Source organism: Shewanella sp. M-Br, assembly GCF_036245925.1.
Taxonomy (GTDB): domain Bacteria; phylum Pseudomonadota; class Gammaproteobacteria; order Enterobacterales; family Shewanellaceae; genus Shewanella; species Shewanella oncorhynchi.
This window is the reverse complement of the sequence record NZ_BJBV01000014.1, coordinates 95,299-114,235: the sequence shown is the minus strand read 5'-3', so window position 1 is coordinate 114,235 and position 18,937 is coordinate 95,299. Positions and strand designations below refer to the sequence as shown.

At 47.3% G+C, this 18,937-nt stretch carries 14 protein-coding genes; all 14 read right to left on the bottom strand.

Features of this window, described 5'->3' with window-relative positions:
• Positions 1-8: 8 nt before the first annotated feature.
• Complete coding sequence (locus tag AAA952_RS13335) at positions 9-494, bottom strand: nitrate reductase cytochrome c-type subunit (protein ID WP_105252303.1); 486 nt, start codon at positions 492-494, stop codon at positions 9-11.
• A 10-nt stretch (positions 495-504) separates the two neighbouring features.
• Complete coding sequence (napA, locus tag AAA952_RS13330) at positions 505-2,994, bottom strand: nitrate reductase catalytic subunit NapA (RefSeq protein WP_219252909.1); 2,490 nt, start codon at positions 2,992-2,994, stop codon at positions 505-507.
• A gap of 2 nt (positions 2,995-2,996) precedes the next feature.
• Complete coding sequence (locus tag AAA952_RS13325; RefSeq protein ID WP_028760146.1) at positions 2,997-3,254, bottom strand: chaperone NapD; 258 nt, start codon at positions 3,252-3,254, stop codon at positions 2,997-2,999.
• A gap of 43 nt (positions 3,255-3,297) precedes the next feature.
• A complete protein-coding gene (locus AAA952_RS13320) occupies positions 3,298-3,456 on the bottom strand; it encodes a nitrate reductase (RefSeq protein WP_028760147.1) in 159 nt (52 codons plus the stop codon).
• Between the two features lie 604 nt (positions 3,457-4,060).
• Positions 4,061-7,936, bottom strand: a complete 3,876-nt coding sequence (hrpA, locus tag AAA952_RS13315; RefSeq protein ID WP_445190381.1) for an ATP-dependent RNA helicase HrpA — start codon at positions 7,934-7,936, stop codon at positions 4,061-4,063.
• A 122-nt stretch (positions 7,937-8,058) separates the two neighbouring features.
• Positions 8,059-8,475 (bottom strand): CBS domain-containing protein, encoded by a 417-nt coding sequence (locus AAA952_RS13310; RefSeq protein WP_028760149.1) that lies wholly within the window; start codon positions 8,473-8,475, stop codon positions 8,059-8,061.
• Positions 8,476-9,059: 584 nt separating this feature from the next.
• Positions 9,060-9,743: a response regulator gene (locus tag AAA952_RS13305; RefSeq protein ID WP_028760150.1), complete on the bottom strand. Its 684-nt coding sequence runs from the start codon at positions 9,741-9,743 to the stop codon at positions 9,060-9,062.
• Positions 9,744-9,792: 49 nt separating this feature from the next.
• Positions 9,793-12,453 (bottom strand): sensor histidine kinase KdpD, encoded by a 2,661-nt coding sequence (locus AAA952_RS13300; protein WP_338257663.1) that lies wholly within the window; start codon positions 12,451-12,453, stop codon positions 9,793-9,795.
• A 2-nt stretch (positions 12,454-12,455) separates the two neighbouring features.
• Entirely contained in the window at positions 12,456-13,208 is a 753-nt protein-coding gene (locus tag AAA952_RS13295; protein WP_338257661.1) for a TorF family putative porin, read from the bottom strand.
• Between the two features lie 34 nt (positions 13,209-13,242).
• Positions 13,243-13,842: a potassium-transporting ATPase subunit KdpC gene (gene kdpC / locus AAA952_RS13290; protein ID WP_168824074.1), complete on the bottom strand. Its 600-nt coding sequence runs from the start codon at positions 13,840-13,842 to the stop codon at positions 13,243-13,245.
• Positions 13,843-13,851: 9 nt separating this feature from the next.
• On the bottom strand, positions 13,852-15,870 hold the full coding sequence (gene kdpB, locus AAA952_RS13285) for a potassium-transporting ATPase subunit KdpB (RefSeq protein ID WP_131525163.1): 2,019 nt from the start codon (positions 15,868-15,870) through the stop codon (positions 13,852-13,854).
• Between the two features lie 2 nt (positions 15,871-15,872).
• Positions 15,873-17,597, bottom strand: coding sequence for a potassium-transporting ATPase subunit KdpA (gene kdpA, locus AAA952_RS13280; RefSeq protein ID WP_131525162.1), 1,725 nt, complete (start codon positions 17,595-17,597; stop codon positions 15,873-15,875).
• 8 nt (positions 17,598-17,605) lie between these two features.
• Complete coding sequence (locus AAA952_RS22380) at positions 17,606-17,686, bottom strand: potassium-transporting ATPase subunit F (protein ID WP_105252297.1); 81 nt, start codon at positions 17,684-17,686, stop codon at positions 17,606-17,608.
• A gap of 225 nt (positions 17,687-17,911) precedes the next feature.
• Positions 17,912-18,910, bottom strand: a complete 999-nt coding sequence (locus tag AAA952_RS13275; protein WP_338257656.1) for an FAD:protein FMN transferase — start codon at positions 18,908-18,910, stop codon at positions 17,912-17,914.
• Positions 18,911-18,937 lie beyond the last annotated feature (27 nt).

Here is an 18,937-nt window from a genome sequence, read left to right as displayed (position 1 = left end):
GCTAACTCCTAGTGTTTTTTCTGCTCAGTGTTGGCTTTGATCAGATGTTCCATATCCACAAAGTCGTTTTCGACCAGTAACTTGGCATCTAACTGCGGCACATGACACTGAGTGCAGAAATAGCGGCGCGGCGATAACTCGGCTAAGAAGTTATTGTCCCTGTCCATAAAATGCGTGACGCTGACCATAGGCGCTTGCGAATCACCAATGCGGTTACGAGCATGGCAAGCCATACACTTGTTCACTTTAAGATCAAGCTGATAGCCGTCGATCTTGTGTGGGATCACCGGTGGTTGCATAGGATAGCTGCGCACTTCCTTCACATCGGTATTACGCACACTTTGCATCGCAGGTGGCGTAGGCTCGACATTGATAGGCGCTTGGCGCAGGGTATCAATTTTATCTTCGGGAATACTGGCGGCAGACACACTTGTCATGATGAATGAGCCAAATACCAATAAACCGATCGCTGAGACTAATTTTAGGGTTTTCATCGTGTTCTCCTTAAACCTTGACGATCTTCACCGCACACTTTTTAAAGTCAGTTTGTTTTGACAAGGGATCTGTCGCATCTAAAGTGACTTTATTAATGAGCTGGCTAGCATCAAACCAAGGCACGAACACTAAACCCACGGGCGGTTTATTGCGGCCACGGGTTTCAACTCGGGTCTTAATTTCACCGCGACGGGACACAACGCGAATTTCATCGCCACGGCGCAAACCGCGTTTTTTCGCATCTTCAGGGTGCATAAAACATACGGCATCGGGGAAGGCACGATATAGCTCAGGCACACGTTGGGTCATAGAACCCGAATGCCAGTGTTCCAATACTCGACCCGTCGACAACCAGATATCATATTCTTCATCGGGCGCTTCTGCGGCAGGTTCATAGGGCAGCGCGAAAATCACCGCACGACCATCGGGATGACCGTAGAACTCAAAGCCCTTACCCGCTTTAACATAAGGATCTGTGCCTTCACGGAAGCGCCACTTAGTTTCTTTACCATCGACCACAGGCCAACGTAGGCCATGAGCCTCATGGTAAACATCAAATGGGGCGAGATCGTGGCCATGGCCGCGGCCAAAGGTCGCATATTCCTCGAATAAGCCTTTTTGGACATAGAAGCCAAAGTGTTTAGCCTCATCGTTCAAATATTTAGGATCGGCATCCGCCAGCGGGAACTTATCAACATTACCGTTCTGATACAGGACTTCGAATAGGGTTTTGCCTTTAAACTCAGGGTTCGCCGCTAATACATCCTTAGGCCAGACTTCGTCTGTGGTGAAACGCTTCGCAAACTCCATCAATTGCCACAGATCCGAATGGGACTCACCCGGTGCCTGCACCATTTGATGCCAAAACTGAGTACGGCGCTCGGCGTTACCGTAGGCGCCCTCTTTTTCCACCCACATAGCGGTGGGCAAAATCAAATCGGCAGCTTGAGTCGTCACCGTCGGATAGGCATCGGACACCACGATAAAGTTGGCAGGGTTACGGTAACCCGGTAAACCTTCTTCATTGATGTTTGGGCCCGCCTGCATATTGTTGTTCACTTGCACCCAGTAACAATTTAAGTCGCCATCTTTTAGACGACGGTTTTGCTCGACAGCGTGATAACCGGGTTTAGGTGGAATAATGCCGCTTGGGATCTTCCAAATGTCTTCGGCATGCTTTCTGTGTTCAGGATTGGTCACGACCATATCGGCGGGTAAACGGTGGGAAAACGTCCCTACTTCACGGGCCGTGCCACAGGCTGATGGTTGACCCGTCAAAGAGAATGGACTGTTACCTGGGGTTGAAATTTTACCCATCAAGAGATGAATGTTATAAATCAGGTTGTTACACCACACACCTCGGGTATGTTGGTTAAAACCCATGGTCCAAAATGAGGTCACTTTGATGTCGGGATCGGCATACAGCTTGGCCAGTGCAATCAGTTTATCCTCAGGTACACCCGACAACTTACTGACTTTTTCGACGCTATAATCCGCCACGAAGGCTTTAAAGGTCTCAAAATCAATTGGGGTTGAATCCCCCGCCGTTTTAACATTTTTCGCTTTTTTCTCAAGGGGATGTGTCGGACGTAAACCATAGCCAATATCTGTTGTGCCCTGACGGAAGTTAACGTGTTTTTTCACGAAGTCCCAGTTCACTTTATCATTCTGAATGATGTAGTTAGCTATGTAGTTCAAAATGGCTAAATCAGTTTGCGGGGTGAACACGATCGGCAAGTCAGCCAAATCGAAGGATCTGTGTTCAAACGTCGACAACACGGCCACTTTTACATGGCTGGCACTGAGACGTCGGTCTGTCACTCGACTCCAGAGGATCGGGTGCATCTCCGCCATATTCGAGCCCCAAAGGACGAAGGCATCGGCGGCTTCCATATCGTCATAGCAACCCATAGGTTCGTCGATACCGAAGGTGCGCATAAACCCGACCACGGCTGACGCCATGCAGTGACGCGCATTCGGATCGATATTATTCGATCCAAAACCAGCCTTCATCAACTTAACGGCAGCATAACCTTCCCACACAGTCCATTGGCCCGAGCCAAACATGCCCACAGCAGTTGGCCCTTTGGCTTTAATGGTTTCTTTCCATTTTTGCGCCATGATGTCAAAGGCACTGTCCCAACTGATGGGCGAAAACTCACCGTGCTTGTCGTATTTGCCACCTGTCATCCGCAGCATAGGCGTGGTTAAGCGATCGCTGCCATACATGATTTTCGACAGGAAATAACCCTTGATACAGTTGAGCCCACGGTTCACTTCACTGTTGGCATCGCCATGGGTGGCAACCACTTTGCCGTCGCGAGTTGCGACAATCACGGAGCAGCCCGTGCCGCAAAAACGGCAAGGGGCCTTATTCCACTCTAATTTGGTTTGTTCTGAGCTGGTAATTAAGTTGCTTGCGCCAGCGGGCAAGGCTAAACCCGCGGCGCCTGCAGCGGCAATCACCGCATTGGCCTTGATAAAGTCACGTCTGTTCATATTCATTCTTCACCCTCTTCGAGCACTTCACTCTGGTGGTAAACCATCGTGGCTGATAACACGCCCGGAATGGCATTGATCGCTTCGATACTGTCCATCAAGGCGCGTTGCGTTTCGCCTTCGATCACGACGACCAATTTCACTTCGTTGTTGACGGAAAGTTCGGCATTTTCAATGGTCATTATTTGTTGTCTAACATCTGCCATTTTCTGCGGTAAGACCTGCACCACTAAACTGGTGATATGGAGTTCTTTGCTCATCCGACATTCCACTCTTATTTTTAACTATTTTATGATGTTACGTTTAACCAGCGCCCGGTGGACCCGTCAAAATTTGGCTGAACCAAATAGCAAAGCCCAGACCACTGACCAGTAGTACGGACAATAACGGTGCGAGAAACACGGTTAAAAAGATAAAGATTTTCAGTTCTAAGGATTTTTCTTCTGCGGTGCTAGCACTCATGCATCCTCCAAGAGGTGTGTTCCTGCCACTTTGAATGCGCTGCAAAAAAATCGCCAGCGGCAGGTTTTATGTATATCTATTGCATCTTTGGATCACGAAGCGATCATACCTTTTAGTTGTTAACAAAATGTATACCTCCAAATTGGTAAAGCGGATGATGCTTGATCCAGATCATCAATTTGATGTGAGTATTCGTCAGATCTCAGTTTTTAAACGTTTTTTGCTATTACAAATTAGATTATTGAATTTATTTTATGATTAATAAGCGACTGAAATGGATAAATCACTACGAGAAAACAAAAGAAAACCCGCAAAAAAAACCTGAGTATTCATAAAGGAGTAGGCAGTAGAAAGGTGTTAAAACATGTGAGATAACGACTTGATCCCAAAAGAAAGATATTCGGCATAAAAGCATCGCTGCCACCCAGAAAAAGCGCTCATTTCATGGCGCACCACTGGAGGTATATCGCGTGAGAAGCGTAAGCATAGGGAAAAAAAAACCGAGAAAATAGTTAGTTTTCTCGGTTTATTTAGTCATTTTTTGATCGCGTTATTGTTACATCAATCGGACAAAGACGCTCAGCTCGACCTTTAAATCAGTCTATTAAACCTGTTGAATATGATTCAAGATCCGCTTTTCAGATATCGGATAAGCCGTGCCTAATACCTGTGCAAAACAAGAGACACGGTACTCTTCAATCATCCAGCGTGCCTCGATTAACGCGGGCGGTGTCGGCATAGAACGTGGCACTTTCGCCAGTTGTGCGTTCAATGCTTCCAGTACCTTGTTGATGCTCTGCATATGCAAACGGTCACGGGTCGGATCAACGGGCAACTTCTCGACACGGATTTCAATCGCTTTTAAGTAACGCGCCACATCAGCTAAACGATTCCAACCACAGGATTCGACAAACCCTTTAAACACTAATTTGTCCAATTGGCTTTGAATATCACTCATAGCAAAGGCAATATCTAAGCTAATTTTGCCCTTGAGACGCTTTTTAATGCTCTGGTATAAGGTCAAAATCTGCTCGACCTTCAAGGCGATTTGCTCGGCGGTCGGGTTGAGTTCTTGGCGAACCCAATCCTTTGCCTGCTCAAATTGGGCTTGATTACGCACATCGAGGGCTTTTTCATCCAACAATTGCTGCACAGCGGCGGCAATAATGTCATCAATCAAGATTTGCACTTGACCGAAGGGATTGAAATACATCGCCAATTTCGCCTTATTCGGCAAAGCTTGCTGTAAGTGTTTCACCGGTGATGGAATGTTTAGCAGCAATAACCGTCGCAGACCTTGGCGATGGGCATCTAAGGCCTCAAATTCATCATCAAATAATTTGATCGCAACACTGTCTTTTTTATCGATCAGCGCCGGAAACGCCCGCACTTGGTAATTGCCTTTTTGCTGCTGATATTGCTGCGGCAAATCGCCAAAGGACCACTCAGTTAACGCTTCTTGCTCTATACCTTTATCCGCGACCTGACGAATGGCCTTCGCCACCACGCCCTGCAACTCGGCTTTTAAGGTATCGAGCACACGACCTTCGGCCACTAAGTTGTTTTTATCGTCTTCGATTTTAAAGTTCATCTGCAAATGCGCGGGCAGTTGCGTTAAATCAAAATCCTCCGGCGATATACGCGTGCCACTCATGCGCAGCAATTGCTTGCACATGGCCTCAAGCAAACTGGCACTAAAAGGCACCATGGCCTGCACACAAGCGCGGGCATAGTCAGGCGCGGGCACAAAGTTACGCCGTAAACTCTTAGGCAAAGATTTGATCAGCGCGATGCACTTTTCTTCCCTCAGCCCAGCCACTAGCCAATCAAAATCGCTATCGTCGATTTGATTAAGTAGCGCCACCGGAATGTGCACCGACACACCATCATCCGCCGCCGCGGGTTCAAAGTGATAACTTAGCTGCAGGCGCAAATTGCCCTTGTGCCACGTATCGGGAAAATCCAAGGTCGAAATATGGTCGGCATTGCGCTGCATTAACAGCGCTTTGCTGAAATCGAGTAAATCCGGTTGCTCGCGCTTGGCCTTCTTCCACCAGCCAAAAAACAGCTGGGCGTTGTAAATCCCTTCCGGGATCCGCGGCTCGTAAAAGTCCACCAACACTTGCTCGTCCACCAAAATATCGCGGCGACGGGATTTATGCTCGAGGGATTCAATGTCTTCGAGCAGCTTTTGGTTAGCGACAAAAAACGCTTCTTGGGTCTGTAACTGCCCTTCTGCCAAGGCGCTGCGGATAAAAATCTCGCGCGCTTCAACGGGATCGATGGGGCCGTATTGCACTTTGCGGCGGTGCACAACCGTCAAACCATAGAGCACTTGATTCTCAAGGGCGATAACGCTGCCAGGTTTTGCCTCAAAATGGGGCTCAACATAGCTTTTCTTGATCAAATGCGCCGCTAAGGGCTCTAGCCATTCGGGTTCGATTTTGGCGCAGCAGCGAGCAAATAAGCGTGAGGTTTCGGTAAGCTCAGCGGCCATGATCCACTTAGGGCCTTTTTTGGCCAACGGCGAACCGGGAAACACAAAGAATTTACGATTACGGGCACCTAAGTACTCGTTATTGTTATCTTTAAAACCAACATGGCTCAATAAGCCCGATAAGAGCGCGCGGTGCAAGCTGTCATAATTAGCTGGCGTATCGTTTAAGCGCCACTTTAAATCGTGCACGGCTTGTTTAAGCTGGGCGTATAAATCCTGCCACTCGCGAACGCGCAAATAGGCCAAATATTCATCGCGGCACTTTTTACGGAACTGACTAGCAGATAACTCTTTTTGTTGATCTTTTAAGTGCTGCCACAGGTTTATCCAACTGACGAAATCGGAACTGGGATCGGCAAAACGGCGATGGGCTTCATCACTGGCTTGCTTCTTCTCCATCGGACGTTCGCGGGGATCTTGAATCGATAAGCCCGCGGCAATCACTAACACTTCGTTCAAACAACCTAACTGCTGACTCTCGACCACCATACGCGCCAAACGCGGATCCACAGGAATTTGCGCCAAGTTGCGCCCAAGTGGTGTCAGCACTAGCTTGCCGTGTTTGCTCTCAACCGCTTGTAATTCTTCGAGCAGCAAGAAACCATCGCGGATATGGCGTGGATCGGGTGGCTCGATAAAGGGGAAACCGGCGATATCACCTAGGCCGATGGCCAGCATCTGCAAAATGACCGAAGCCAAGTTAGTGCGCAAAATTTCGGGATCGGTAAACGCCGGACGATTATTAAAATCTGCCTCATCGTACAAACGGATACAAATACCCGGCCCTACACGGCCACAACGGCCTTGGCGCTGATTGGCGCTCGCCTGCGAGATAGGTTCAATCGGTAAGCGTTGCACCTTAGTGCGATAGCTATAGCGGCTGATACGCGCCGTACCTGGGTCAATAACGTAACGAATGCCCGGCACAGTCAGCGAGGTTTCCGCCACGTTCGTCGCGAGTACAATCCGCCGACCTCTGTGACTACTGAAGACTTTAGACTGCTCGCCATAGGATAAACGCGCGTACAGCGGCAAAATTTCGGTATCGCGGTAATTACGCCGACTCAATTGCTCGGCCGTATCGCGAATTTCCCGCTCGCCGTTCATAAAGATCAGAATGTCCCCCAGCCCTTCGGCCACCAGTTCATCGACGGCGGCAAAAATGCCTTCGATTTGATCTAAATCGGCATCGCTATCTTGCACTAAAGGTCGGTAACGGGTTTCGACCGGAAAGGTACGGCCCGACACTTCGATAATAGGTGCATTGTTGAAATGCTTAGAAAAACGCTCAACGTCTATGGTCGCCGACGTGATAATAACTTTGAGATCGGGGCGTCTTTTGAGAATTTGTTTGAGGTAGCCCAGAATAAAATCGATGTTGAGGCTGCGCTCGTGGGCCTCATCTATGATGATGGTATCGTATTGATCAAGATTACGATCGGAGGTTAATTCCGCCAGTAAAATACCGTCGGTCATCAACTTGATATAAGAGTCACTCTTAAGCGCATCGGCAAAACGCACTTTAAAGCCAACCACTTCACCGAGCGGACTTTGTAATTCTTCGGCGACTCGGCTCGCCACACTGCGGGCTGCTAAACGTCGTGGCTGGGTGTGGCCTATCATGCCACGGCAACCTAGGCCTAATTCCAAACAGATTTTAGGTAACTGGGTCGTTTTACCCGAACCCGTTTCACCGGCGATGATCACCACTTGATTGCCCGCAATCGCGCGTGCAATATCATCGCGCATCAAGGAAACGGGCAGGTTTTCAGGATAGTGGATTTTAGGCCGAGCGTTACGACGCTGCTCAACCTTCTCAAACGCCGCCTGCGCTTGCTCGCTCAGCTGAGCTAAGACTTGGGTCTTTTTATCTGAGTCGGCTTCTTTATTGAGCTTAAATAAACGACGACGGATCCGCGACGCGTCGCTCTGATAACAAAGATTAAGAAAGGCGTTCGATAGCGGATGTTTGTCTGAGTTCAAATCCAAATTCCATTGCTAGCATCAAAAACGGCGATCCTAGCAAGGAAAGTGGCGTAATGGTATTGCTAATTTACTCTGCACTCAGTATATGGCGTGTCAGTTTCGCACTGGCTCGACTTAGATTAAACCGGTGACAGATAACATTGTTGCATATAGATATTCATGGCTTTGAGCACATTGGTGCGATTAATCGTGCCAATTACTTTGCCATGTTCAACCACTGGATACACTTTAGGTTTAGGCCCTAGCATTTGTTCGGCGAGCTGCAAAATACTGTCATCTGGCCCAACGAACAGCACTTCAGTGCGCATGCAATCCTTCACCACTGAGGTCATATCACAGTGATAGCTACTTTTAATCATCACAGCCAAACAATCCTGCTGGGATAAAAAGCCCACCAAATCGCCCGTATCATCAACCACTGCTGCGCCCATTTTATTATTATCTAACAACTTTTCGACCGCAGTTGCGAGCGACATATTAGCGCGCAGCAACACGGGCTGACGATCCATATGGTCGCGGATTTTAATTAAGTCCATAGTCTTTCCCTCGAATTAACCCTACGTTTGTAGTCTAGTCAAAATATCGGCAAGAATGTGCGATTTATATCGATTGGGCTTATCTAGTGCATAATACCAATCACATTAAATATCTAATCAGTTCAGAGCCTCACAGGCATCTCAATCCAAGGCGCATTGACGCAGAAATGGTTATTCCCTTTTAAGTCTATGCAACACGGGAGTGGGATGCCTGTGTGGCTCCCGAAGGGCGGCTGATGTTCACTACATGGCAAAGCGCTTTACACTACGTTTAAGGCTTTCGACAGAGCACCACTATGCCTTCAAGCCTTCGCCTTGTCTAAAGCGCGTTGAACTCCCGCTGAATGAACAGATATTTAATACGATTGGTATAATCCAATGTCAACAAGAGCTAACAGGACAAAAATAGCGTCAACAAAGGCAGCCAGAAATAGCGACTTAGAGTTAACTGAAGCGAACACTAGAAACTGAAATCAGGCAAGTATCTGATTGAGCTTCAATGAATGATGGCAGGTAATACCATCAGTCTTCGGTGATCATTTTACTTGTCATTCCAACGCGTTTTAATTCGCTATTGATACAAGCTATAAGTCGATATAAAAGCGATAACCCACACCGGGCTCAGTCCGCACATACTGAGGTTCACTCGGGGAGTCGCCTAATTTTTGCCTTAAGTGACTGACCACAATTCGTAGATAATGTGTGTCTTCTGTATGAGCGGGCCCCCAAATTTCTTTGAGCAACTGAGTCTGAGTGACAACGCAGTTAGGTGACGACGCCAATTTAGACAATACCGCGTATTCCTTGGGTGTGAGTTCGACAATTTGATGATCAACTTTAACCAGCCTGCGACTTAAATCAATCTGCAACTTGCCATCATCTAATATGGGTAATTTTTCAGGTTTGATATGGTCCCTTAAAATCGCTCGCACCCTTGCCAGTAACTCTTCCACACTAAAGGGTTTGGTCACATAATCCTGCGCGCCTGCATCTAATGCTGCGACTTTTTCTTTATCTTGATTGCGAACCGACAATACAATCACAGCAACATCGGACCATCCCCGTAACTCCTGTAGCACTTGATGGCCTTCCATATCCGGCAAGCCTAAATCCAAAATAACTAATTCAGGTTGCTGTCGAGCGACAGCTGCGAGCCCTTGCTGACCATTTTCAGCTTCGGTAACGTCATAGCCCTCACTGGTGAGTGCAATCCGCAGCATGCGGCGTATTTGGGTCTCATCATCGATAACCACGATTTTTATTGCCACGTCTCTAGTCCATTCTGTGGTTTATTAAGGATATTTTGGCTGAAAATGATTAGCCAGGAACGGGATAGTCTAACGGCAATTCAACTTCAAAACGAGTGCCTTGCCCCTGTAGGCAATCGGTAACGCGAACACTACCGCCGTGTGCAGCTATCATGCCTTTACAAATAGCCAGCCCCATACCTGTATTCTGTTTTTTCTGATCGCCATCGGCAACCACATAAAACATATCGAAAATTTGATCCCTATGACTTGCAGGGATCCCCGGCCCTCTGTCTTCTATTGCAATACAACAGCGATGATTTGAGATGGATAATTCAATACTAATAGGCTCTTCTGGTGGTGAAAATCGAACAGCATTTTCAAGAATGTTAAATAGTCCTTGTTCGATCAGCGCCGCATGCACAAAGAGGAGTGGGGGTTCTTTTTCTCTGTGATATTCAACGATTGCATTAGGGAAATAGCGTTTAAGCCTGCCAAGTACGCTGCCAATAATGTCATCTGCCGAAACCCAATCACGCTCTATGCTCAAAGTGCCATGACCCAGGCGTGTCATATCGAGTAGATTTTGGATATAGCTGTCCAAACGACGGCTTTCTTGCAAAATAGTATCAAGTAGCTCGTTACGGTCGGCCTCTAGCAATTGTTTATTCAATAGTTTTAAGCTCTCCGCCGCCCCCATCATGGCTGAGAGTGGTGATTTTAGATCGTGAGACACTGACGATAATAATGCGGAACGTAACTGCTCAATTTCTGTTTTCACCCGTGCTGATTCAAGATCTGACACTAACTGAATACGCCGCCATGTATTAGCGCCTTGCTGTAACATGGCCAGAATAAGCTCTCTATCAAACGGACTGAGTTCGTTGACCGTAGGTTGCCAATCTAAAATCGCCGCGCCAATCGTCGTACCTTCTAGTTCAATGGGGAACACACTCACACCCGATGCGCTCAAGGTATCGCTCAAACGCCCCGCCGCTTGCCCATGGCGCAAGGTCCAATCGATTGCGGCTAAATCAAGGTCGTTAAATGGCGTATTCAGCTGCGGTAAATAGGATCGCTGACCGTCTTTACGCTGCAAAACAATATAACAATCAGCATTCACTGAACCAGCAATCTTGCGCCCTATCGTTTGCCAAAGGGCTTTTTCATCATCGGCGACCGATAATTCTTGGGCAACATCTTTTAAGGTTTCAGCATAACGATTTGACTCACGCAGTAAAATAAACTGATTTCTGATCCGAGATGCCGCAGGGCCACTGATAAGCCCTATACACATCAAAAAGATTAAAGTGGCAATATCATCCTGACTATTTACATTCATAGTAAATTTGGGATCAGTAAGAAAGAAATTAAAGCTGAAAAAAGACCACACCGCGGTTGCCATGGCAGGCCTAGCGCCATAGGTTAAGCCAATGCTGACAATCAAGAAAACATATAACAACACCAGATTGCCATTACTGAGCCAAGTATCTAAAAATACCACCAGCGGAAAAATAACCACCACGCCAATCAGCCCAAGAATATGGCCTCGAAGATCACCAAAACTGGCTTTAGGCGTAATAGGATCTCGTACTTGCATTTGGTTTTCGGGTGCGTGATAGACACTCACCTCAACAGGTAAACCGGACTCAATCAAGCGTTGATACAGCCTTTTACGCCACCAAGGATAGGTGCGTTTCACACCCGCGCCGACTAATACTGTGTTAATTCGATGCAGGGCTATGTAAGGTAAAATGGCCTGATAACTGCTCGTATCGCGTAATACTTCGGTCTGCGCGCCAAGTTCCTTCGCTAAGGCAAAGGCCTCATTTAGCCTTTTCCGCTGATAAAGGCCCAGCGCTTTGCCGGTATCGACCCAAAGCACTAACCAAGGAATTTGCCGCCGCTCGGCAATCTGCCGACCTATGCGGATCAAATACTGATGATCACTGCTGTTACTCACTAAAACCAACAATCTGTCTTTGAGAACAAAATCCGTTCCCTGTGCTTTGGCATCGAGTTCACAAATCAGTTTTGCATCGACTCGCTCTATGACTTTTTTCATTGCTAATTCGCGCAGTGCAGTCAAATTCGAGACCGAAAAAAAAGCATCTAAAGCCGAGCGAGCATACTCTGGCAGATAAACTTTGCCTTGCTGTAAGCGTTCGATGAGTGTTGATGGCGGTAAATCGACAAATATAATTTCATGGGCTTCATCAAGGAAGCGATCGGGGACGGTTTCCCGTACCCGCACTTGAGTAATTTGCAAAACCAGATCATTCAAACTGACCAAATGTTGGATATTGACTGTGGTATAGACATCAATGCCCGCAGCCAATAATTCTGCGACGTCTTGATAGCGCCGTTTATGACGACTACCGGGGACATTCGTGTGGGCCAACTCATCGACTAAGATAAGCTTAGGCCGACGAAGCAGCGCCGCATCCAGATCGAATTCCGTTAAACGATTATGATGATAATCAATGGGTTTACGTGCCAATACCTCAAAACCCGCTACCATGGCCTCGGTATCGGCACGCCCATGGGTTTCCACCAGTCCAACCAGCAAATCGACACCTTGCTGGGCCATTTCCCTTGCCGCACTGAGCATTGCATAGGTCTTGCCCACGCCAGGTGCCGCCCCAAGAAAAACCGTCAGTTTACCTTTATCATTTTGCTGTATCTGACTTAAGAGCGCATTGGCTTGCTGTGTTTGACTGATTGGTACCACGATTAGAAACTCCTTGAAAGACTCACTATCCAGCGCGCATCACACAGGGACTGGCACTGACTCTGCGATAAATCCGTATCGACATAACCGACACTCAACACATCCAGCTCAGTCATATTGAGGTTCAGCCCAACTCGCCAATCTAAATAGTGGCTATTGCTTGCGGCCATAGAACCTAAAAACAGTGCCATATCTTGCTGAGAAGCAAAAAAATTGCTCCCAAGATGCAGTACTAGACTTACATTAGAGAACAGTTGCGGTTCATAACTGGCATAAACATACTGAAAATCGTCCACATTCTCGCCAAAATAATCAGGAGAATAAACCAGCCCTAACTTAGCATCGGCGTAGCTTACCACAGCATAAATTTCGTTATAACTCAGGTCGGTATCGTCCTGAGAGTATTGGTAACGTATCACGCCTAGGTCCGTTGTTAAGCCATTACCCCAATCCTTGGCCCAGCCAGCGGACAAGTCGAGTTCTAAACTTCCATCCCCAAATTCGATGTTACTGCCCCAAAGCGAGCCATACCAGCCAGAATCATGGCTTAAGCTATACCCTGCTTGAACTGCAGGTCCTTCATCAGTTTGAGAAATACCGCGAAACGCATAATCACTGATGAGCATCACACTCCCTTGACTCTGCCAAGAGGCATTGCCCCCATGAGTCTCAGTGCTGGCAAGCGCGCCCATAGAGAGTGAAGATAACGCCATCATCACACCCGCACAGAGGCGTGAACAATTAATATGTAACATAAAAATTTATCCTTAAATTCAGTAGAATATTGTTTTATTGAGCGTGTTTAGCAATCTGGTCGAGAGCGAGGTTGAGCTTGAGCACATTGACGCGCGCTTGCCCAAAAATGCCCCACTGCGGTGGTTCGATAAATTGCGCCACTAAGGTCAACACTTGTGGTTCGGCTAACTGTCGAGCCTGAGCCACGCGCGCAACTTGCAGTTTGGCCGCTGCGGGTGAAATATGGGGATCCAGTCCCGCGCCCGATGTGGCGAGTAAATCCACAGGGATATCAGCGGCCTGAACGGATTCTCTGGCTTGGATTTCTTGGCTTGTTGCCATCACACGTTCACGTAACGCCGGGTTACTCGGCGCAAGGTTACTACCACCTGTCGCCATAGGATCGTAACCGACAGCGCTCGGCCGACTAAAAAAATAGGCCGGATTAACAAAGGGCTGAGCGATGAACTCAGAACCCATAGCAACATTATCCCTGTGGATCACACTGCCCTTAGCTTGTACGGGAAATAAAGCGCCACCGAGCTGAGTCACAGTGCCGGTATAGACAACACCACACACAAATAACAGGGCGAGACTGGCTCTCAATCCCATAACGGCATGCTGAGTTTTAGTGGTATATACGATTGAATTCATTACTGTCTCCTAGAGCATAAGGGCAATGATTGAGTCGAGCGCTTTAATGCCGACAAAGGGTAAAATCACCCCACCTAAGCCATAAATCAGCATGTTATTTCGCAGTAATTTTTCGGCACTTATGGGTCTGAGTTTGATGCCTTTTAATGCCAATGGAATTAAGGCGGGAATGATAAGAGCGTTAAATACGAGCGCTGCGAGTACGGCTGAGGTTGGGCTGTGAAGCTGCATCAGATCCAGTGCACCAATCGCAGGCAAAGCCCCCGCAAATACCGCTGGAATAATGGCAAAATACTTAGCCACATCATTAGAGAGAGAAAATGTAGTCAAGGCGCCGCGGGTGATCAGCAATTGTTTTCCGACTTCAACGATAGCCAGTAATTTAGTGGGATCTGAATCCAAGTCCACCATATTGCCAGCTTCTTTAGCGGCTTGAGTACCTGAGTTCATCGCAAGACCTACATCGGCCTGCGCTAATGCCGGCGCATCGTTAGTGCCATCCCCCACCATAGCCACTAATCGACCTTTGGCCTGCTCTGCGCGAATAAGGGCAAGTTTATCCTCAGGTTTAGCTTCAGCGACAAAATCATCAACCCCAGCTTCGGCGGCAATCACGCCAGCCGTTAGCGGATTATCCCCTGTCACCATGATGGTCCGCACACCGAGCGCTCTTAAACGGGCAAACCGCTCCGCAACGCCTGGCTTAATCACGTCACTTAAGGCTATAACCCCTAAAATGTGCGTGCCACTGGCGACGACTAAGGGAGTGCCCCCCTGCAAAGCCACTTTGCGGATAAGCGCGTTAACAGATTCAGGCCAGTGAATTTGATGCTGCTGCGCCCAAAACTGCATCGCATCGCCCGCGCCTTTAATACCTTGAATACCATCGGTTAAAATCACCCCAGAAACCCGAGTCTCCGGCGTAAAAGGGATAAAAGTCGCATCCGTAGGTTTGACGGGCAATACCGCGCCCAAATCTATGGCCAATTTGAGTACAGATTTCCCTTCAGGGGTGGGGTCATCGAGGGAAGACAGTACCGCCGCATCACGCAACATCTCAGCAGCAATGCCTTTCACGGGTAAAAATGCGGTCGCTTGACGATCACCGAAAGTGATAGTGCCAGTTTTATCTAGCAGTAACGTATCGATATCCCCCGCAACTTCCACGGCTTTACCCGATTTAGCGACCACATTGGCGGCTAAGGCGCGGTTCATGCCTGCAATACCAATGGCAGGTAACAAGCCACCAATCGTCGTTGGGATCAAACACACTAACAGCGCAATTAACATAGTGTAATCAAGGCTTGCACCGACGAAACCCGCCATGGGTGGCAAAGTCACCACCACGATGAGGAAAACCGCAGTCAATGATGCAAGTAGCACAGTCAACGCCGTTTCGTTCGGTGTTTTCTGACGCTTCGCCCCTTCGACCAGCCCAATCATGCGATCTAAGAAGCTATTCCCAGGATCGTTAGCAACCAGCACGGTAATTTCACCCGTAAGTACCTTAGTGCCGCCAATCACACCGGAATGATCTGTACCCGCTTCACGCAGCACAGCCGCAGATTCACCGGTAATCGCCGATTCGTTGATAGTGGCTATCCCTTCGATGATTTCACCATCGGCAGGAATATAATCACCCTGTAAAACCTTCACCTTATCGCCTTTGACAAGCAAAGTTGCGGATACTGATTCCAACTCACCGTGGCGTATGCGCCTCGCCTGCAAGGCCTCTTTCGCCGACTTTAAGCTGGCCGCTTGTCCACGACCCCTTGCCTCTGCCACGGATTCCGCAAAGTTAGAAAACCACACAGTAAGCAAAAGAATAAGGGTCGTGGCTAACTCAAAACCAACAGTCTCGCCATTGAAGAACTTTTGTCCAGTGATCAAAGCGGCGAGTAAAGCGCCCACCATCACCACGAACATCACAGGGTTGCCAGCCATACTCACTAAGGACATTTTCTTTACAGCACCGAAGGCAGCTTGCTTCACGCCGGCGCTATCTAATATTTGAGCAGGTTTATGCATGACTATTTCTCCAAACTCATAGTGGCAAGTTCTAAAGCTTCGCCAATAGGCCCTAATACCGCCGCAGGTAAGAAAGACAGGAAGTTAATGATTAAAATCACAGCAATAAGGGTGAAACAAAAGGTGGGACTCTCAAGCTTCAAGCTCGCGTTACTGTCGGGACTCACTCTTTTACTCGACATCATCCCCGCAATCGCCAGCGGTAAAAACAGCGGCAGGTATCGACCGAGCAGTAAGGCGATAACGCAACTGATATTCCACCAAGGCGTGTTATCACCTAAGCCTTCAAAACCCGAACCGTTATTAGCAAAAGCGGAGGTATATTCGTAAAAGACTTGCGAAATCCCATGAAAGCCGGGGTTACTGTTGCCCGTAATACTCGGGATAGCCACAGTGATCGCCGTCAAACCTAAGACGCACAAGGTAGGTAAAACTAATAGACTTCCCAAAAGGGTGATTTCACGGGTTTCGAGCTTACGACCAAATATCTCTGGCGTACGGCCAATCATCAATCCCGATAAGAACACAGCAATCCACACATAAACGATAAAGTTAACAAAACCGCAGCCAATACCGCCCCATATCGCATTGAGTAGCATGCCTGATCGCGTCATCAATCCCCCTATTGGATTGAAGGAATCGTGCATGGCGTTGACCGAACCGTTAGAGGTTTGTGTGGTAAAAGAAGCCCATAGCGCCGATAGCTCAGGTCCAAAGCGAACTTCTTTACCCTCCATATTAGGCCCTTGGGCGCTTAATCCCGCAAAGGCGGCGTTGGGTTGCAACTCGCTGTACACAGTTGCCCCAAGAAAACTGACGCTCAATAAACCCATAGCAACCAGAGCCATCAAGGTAAATTTTTTGCGTCTTAGCATTCCACCAGCCATAAAGACGACGGCCATAGGGATCAGCACTAAGGCAATGGTCTCGATTGCATTACTGACTGGCGTTGGGTTTTCTAGCGGGTTACTACTGTTGGGGCCATACCAGCCCCCGCCATTAGTACCTAACTGCTTAATGGCCACCATAGATGCAACGGGGCCAATCGGAACGACCTGCTCAGTAATAGGTGATGCAGAATCTAAGGTGTTCACTTTTTGCGCACCGTCAAAACTACTCGGTACGCCTTGCCAAGTCAGTAACAGCGCCACAATAGCCGCTAATGGCAGCATAAGTCTGAGTACACCGCGCACTAGGTCAACATAATAGTTACCCAGATTTCGAGCCTCGCCCTCTTTGGCGCTGTCATTATTCAACCCGCCTAACATTCCCCGCAAAATCGCCACACAAACAGCCAGCGCCATGGCTGGAGTGACAAATTGCAGCGTGACAATGACAAATCCTTGGGATAGATAACTGAGCTGAGCCTGCCCGGAATAGTGCTGTTGATTGGTATTGGTGAGGAATGACACCGCAGTGTGCAACGCCAGATCCCAAGATAATGGTCCTATACCATCGGGGTTAAGTGGTAACACATGTTGGAATTTAAGGATAAGAAACGCCAAAATGCCAAGTACCAAGTTGCTGATAAGAAACGCCGCACCATAAGATTTCCATGTCATCCCCGAATGGGCATTTACGCCTATAGCCCGATAAATCCACTTTTCAATGGGATTAAATAAACGATCTGAAAAATGGGACTGACCAGAGAAAACTCCTGTCATATAGGATCCCAACAGCCATGCGAGCCCAAGCGCAGTAGTAAAAATAAGGGTAATTTCAAACATAACGACTCCTAAAACTTATTAGGGGCAAACATTGCCACTGCTAAGTAGATGAAAAGTGCTATGGAAAGTATTAGAAATATCCAGTCCATATAATTTGTCCTTAAGAAAGTGAGTAACAGGACAAATATATGAATTAACCGCGTAAAGTCTCTAGAGTTCAAATGACTAATCCCGTAAAGAATACGTAAAAGTCATCATAATCAGTGGTAAATAAGGCCACAATAAACCATGGCATTAGCTATAAAAGTAAAATAAAAATGCCAGCTAGAAATACTAACTGGCATTAACACATGACCAAGCGATGATATTGTAGATTAATTAAGCTCTATATTTTTCATTTTATTATAGCTATCAGTCTTAATCTCTTTAAGTACACCTTTATTGTCATCAATAAATAATGCTTTTATATCATTCTGATTAGCGACGACTAATCCTTCTTGACTTCCTAAACATAATAGCGCTGTAGACCAAGCATCTGCTCTAGCCGGATCCGTTGCCAATACAGTTACAGATACTGTGTTATGGGTTACGGGTTTACCGGTTCGCGCATCAAGAATATGTGAATAACGCTGCCCTAAATGATCAAAATAATGACGATATGTACCCGATGTCATGATCGCTTGAGGGAAATCAATAAGCAGAACCTTTTGCATTGTTCGCTGTTCTGGCAGCGGTTTTTCAATCGCGATTTTCCAAGCAGAACCGTTGAGCTTACTGCCGTGTACGACCATTTCACCGCCAATCTCTACCAAATAATTATCGATATTGTATCGCTTTAGCACATCTGCAACTTTGCCTACGCTATATCCCTGTCCAATCGAAGATAAATCAAGATGTACCTCTGGCAAATCTTTAGTTAACATTTGATTATCAATACTTAAATGATGTAAGCCAACATAGGTTAATGTCTGTTGAAGTGCACTTTCTGTAGGAATAGTTAATTGATTATGGGTAAATCCCCACAAATCGAATAATGGTTTAATGGTCAAATCATAACAACCCTCCGTTTTTGAAGTGACCTCCTTGGCTATCCCTATGAGCCCTAAAATATCATCCCCGACCGCCATAGCGGAGTGCATACTGTTAAAACGAGAAATCACCGAATCTGAACGGTAAGTAGACATATGAAGATCTATTTCTGCCAATTGCCGCTCAATCTCGCGATTTATCTCTGTACTATTTAACTTGTCTTTACTCCAAAATGTCACATGCCAACTCGTTCCCTGCGCAAGGCCTTCTAACTTGGTATAAACTGGCGATTTCTGACACCCTACTAGCGTAATGAGTAATATACATGTTAATAACCATTTCATTTAATGACCCTCCCAGTCAATTCGACA

What these genes read in the sequence shown, in the direction of transcription:
- AAA952_RS13335 (WP_105252303.1), bottom strand. Translation starts at nt 494, where the DNA reads ATGAAAACCCTAAAATTAGTCTCAGCGATCGGTTTATTGGTATTTGGC.
- napA (WP_219252909.1), bottom strand. Translation starts at nt 2,994, where the DNA reads ATGAACAGACGTGACTTTATCAAGGCCAATGCGGTGATTGCCGCTGCA.
- AAA952_RS13325 (WP_028760146.1), bottom strand. Translation starts at nt 3,254, where the DNA reads ATGAGCAAAGAACTCCATATCACCAGTTTAGTGGTGCAGGTCTTACCG.
- AAA952_RS13320 (WP_028760147.1), bottom strand. Translation starts at nt 3,456, where the DNA reads ATGAGTGCTAGCACCGCAGAAGAAAAATCCTTAGAACTGAAAATCTTT.
- AAA952_RS13310 (WP_028760149.1), bottom strand. Translation starts at nt 8,475, where the DNA reads ATGGACTTAATTAAAATCCGCGACCATATGGATCGTCAGCCCGTGTTG.
- AAA952_RS13295 (WP_338257661.1), bottom strand. Translation starts at nt 13,208, where the DNA reads ATGTTACATATTAATTGTTCACGCCTCTGTGCGGGTGTGATGATGGCG.
- kdpC (WP_168824074.1), bottom strand. Translation starts at nt 13,842, where the DNA reads ATGAATTCAATCGTATATACCACTAAAACTCAGCATGCCGTTATGGGA.
- kdpB (WP_131525163.1), bottom strand. Translation starts at nt 15,870, where the DNA reads ATGCATAAACCTGCTCAAATATTAGATAGCGCCGGCGTGAAGCAAGCT.
- kdpA (WP_131525162.1), bottom strand. Translation starts at nt 17,597, where the DNA reads ATGTTTGAAATTACCCTTATTTTTACTACTGCGCTTGGGCTCGCATGG.
- AAA952_RS22380 (WP_105252297.1), bottom strand. Translation starts at nt 17,686, where the DNA reads ATGGACTGGATATTTCTAATACTTTCCATAGCACTTTTCATCTACTTA.
- AAA952_RS13275 (WP_338257656.1), bottom strand. Translation starts at nt 18,910, where the DNA reads ATGAAATGGTTATTAACATGTATATTACTCATTACGCTAGTAGGGTGT.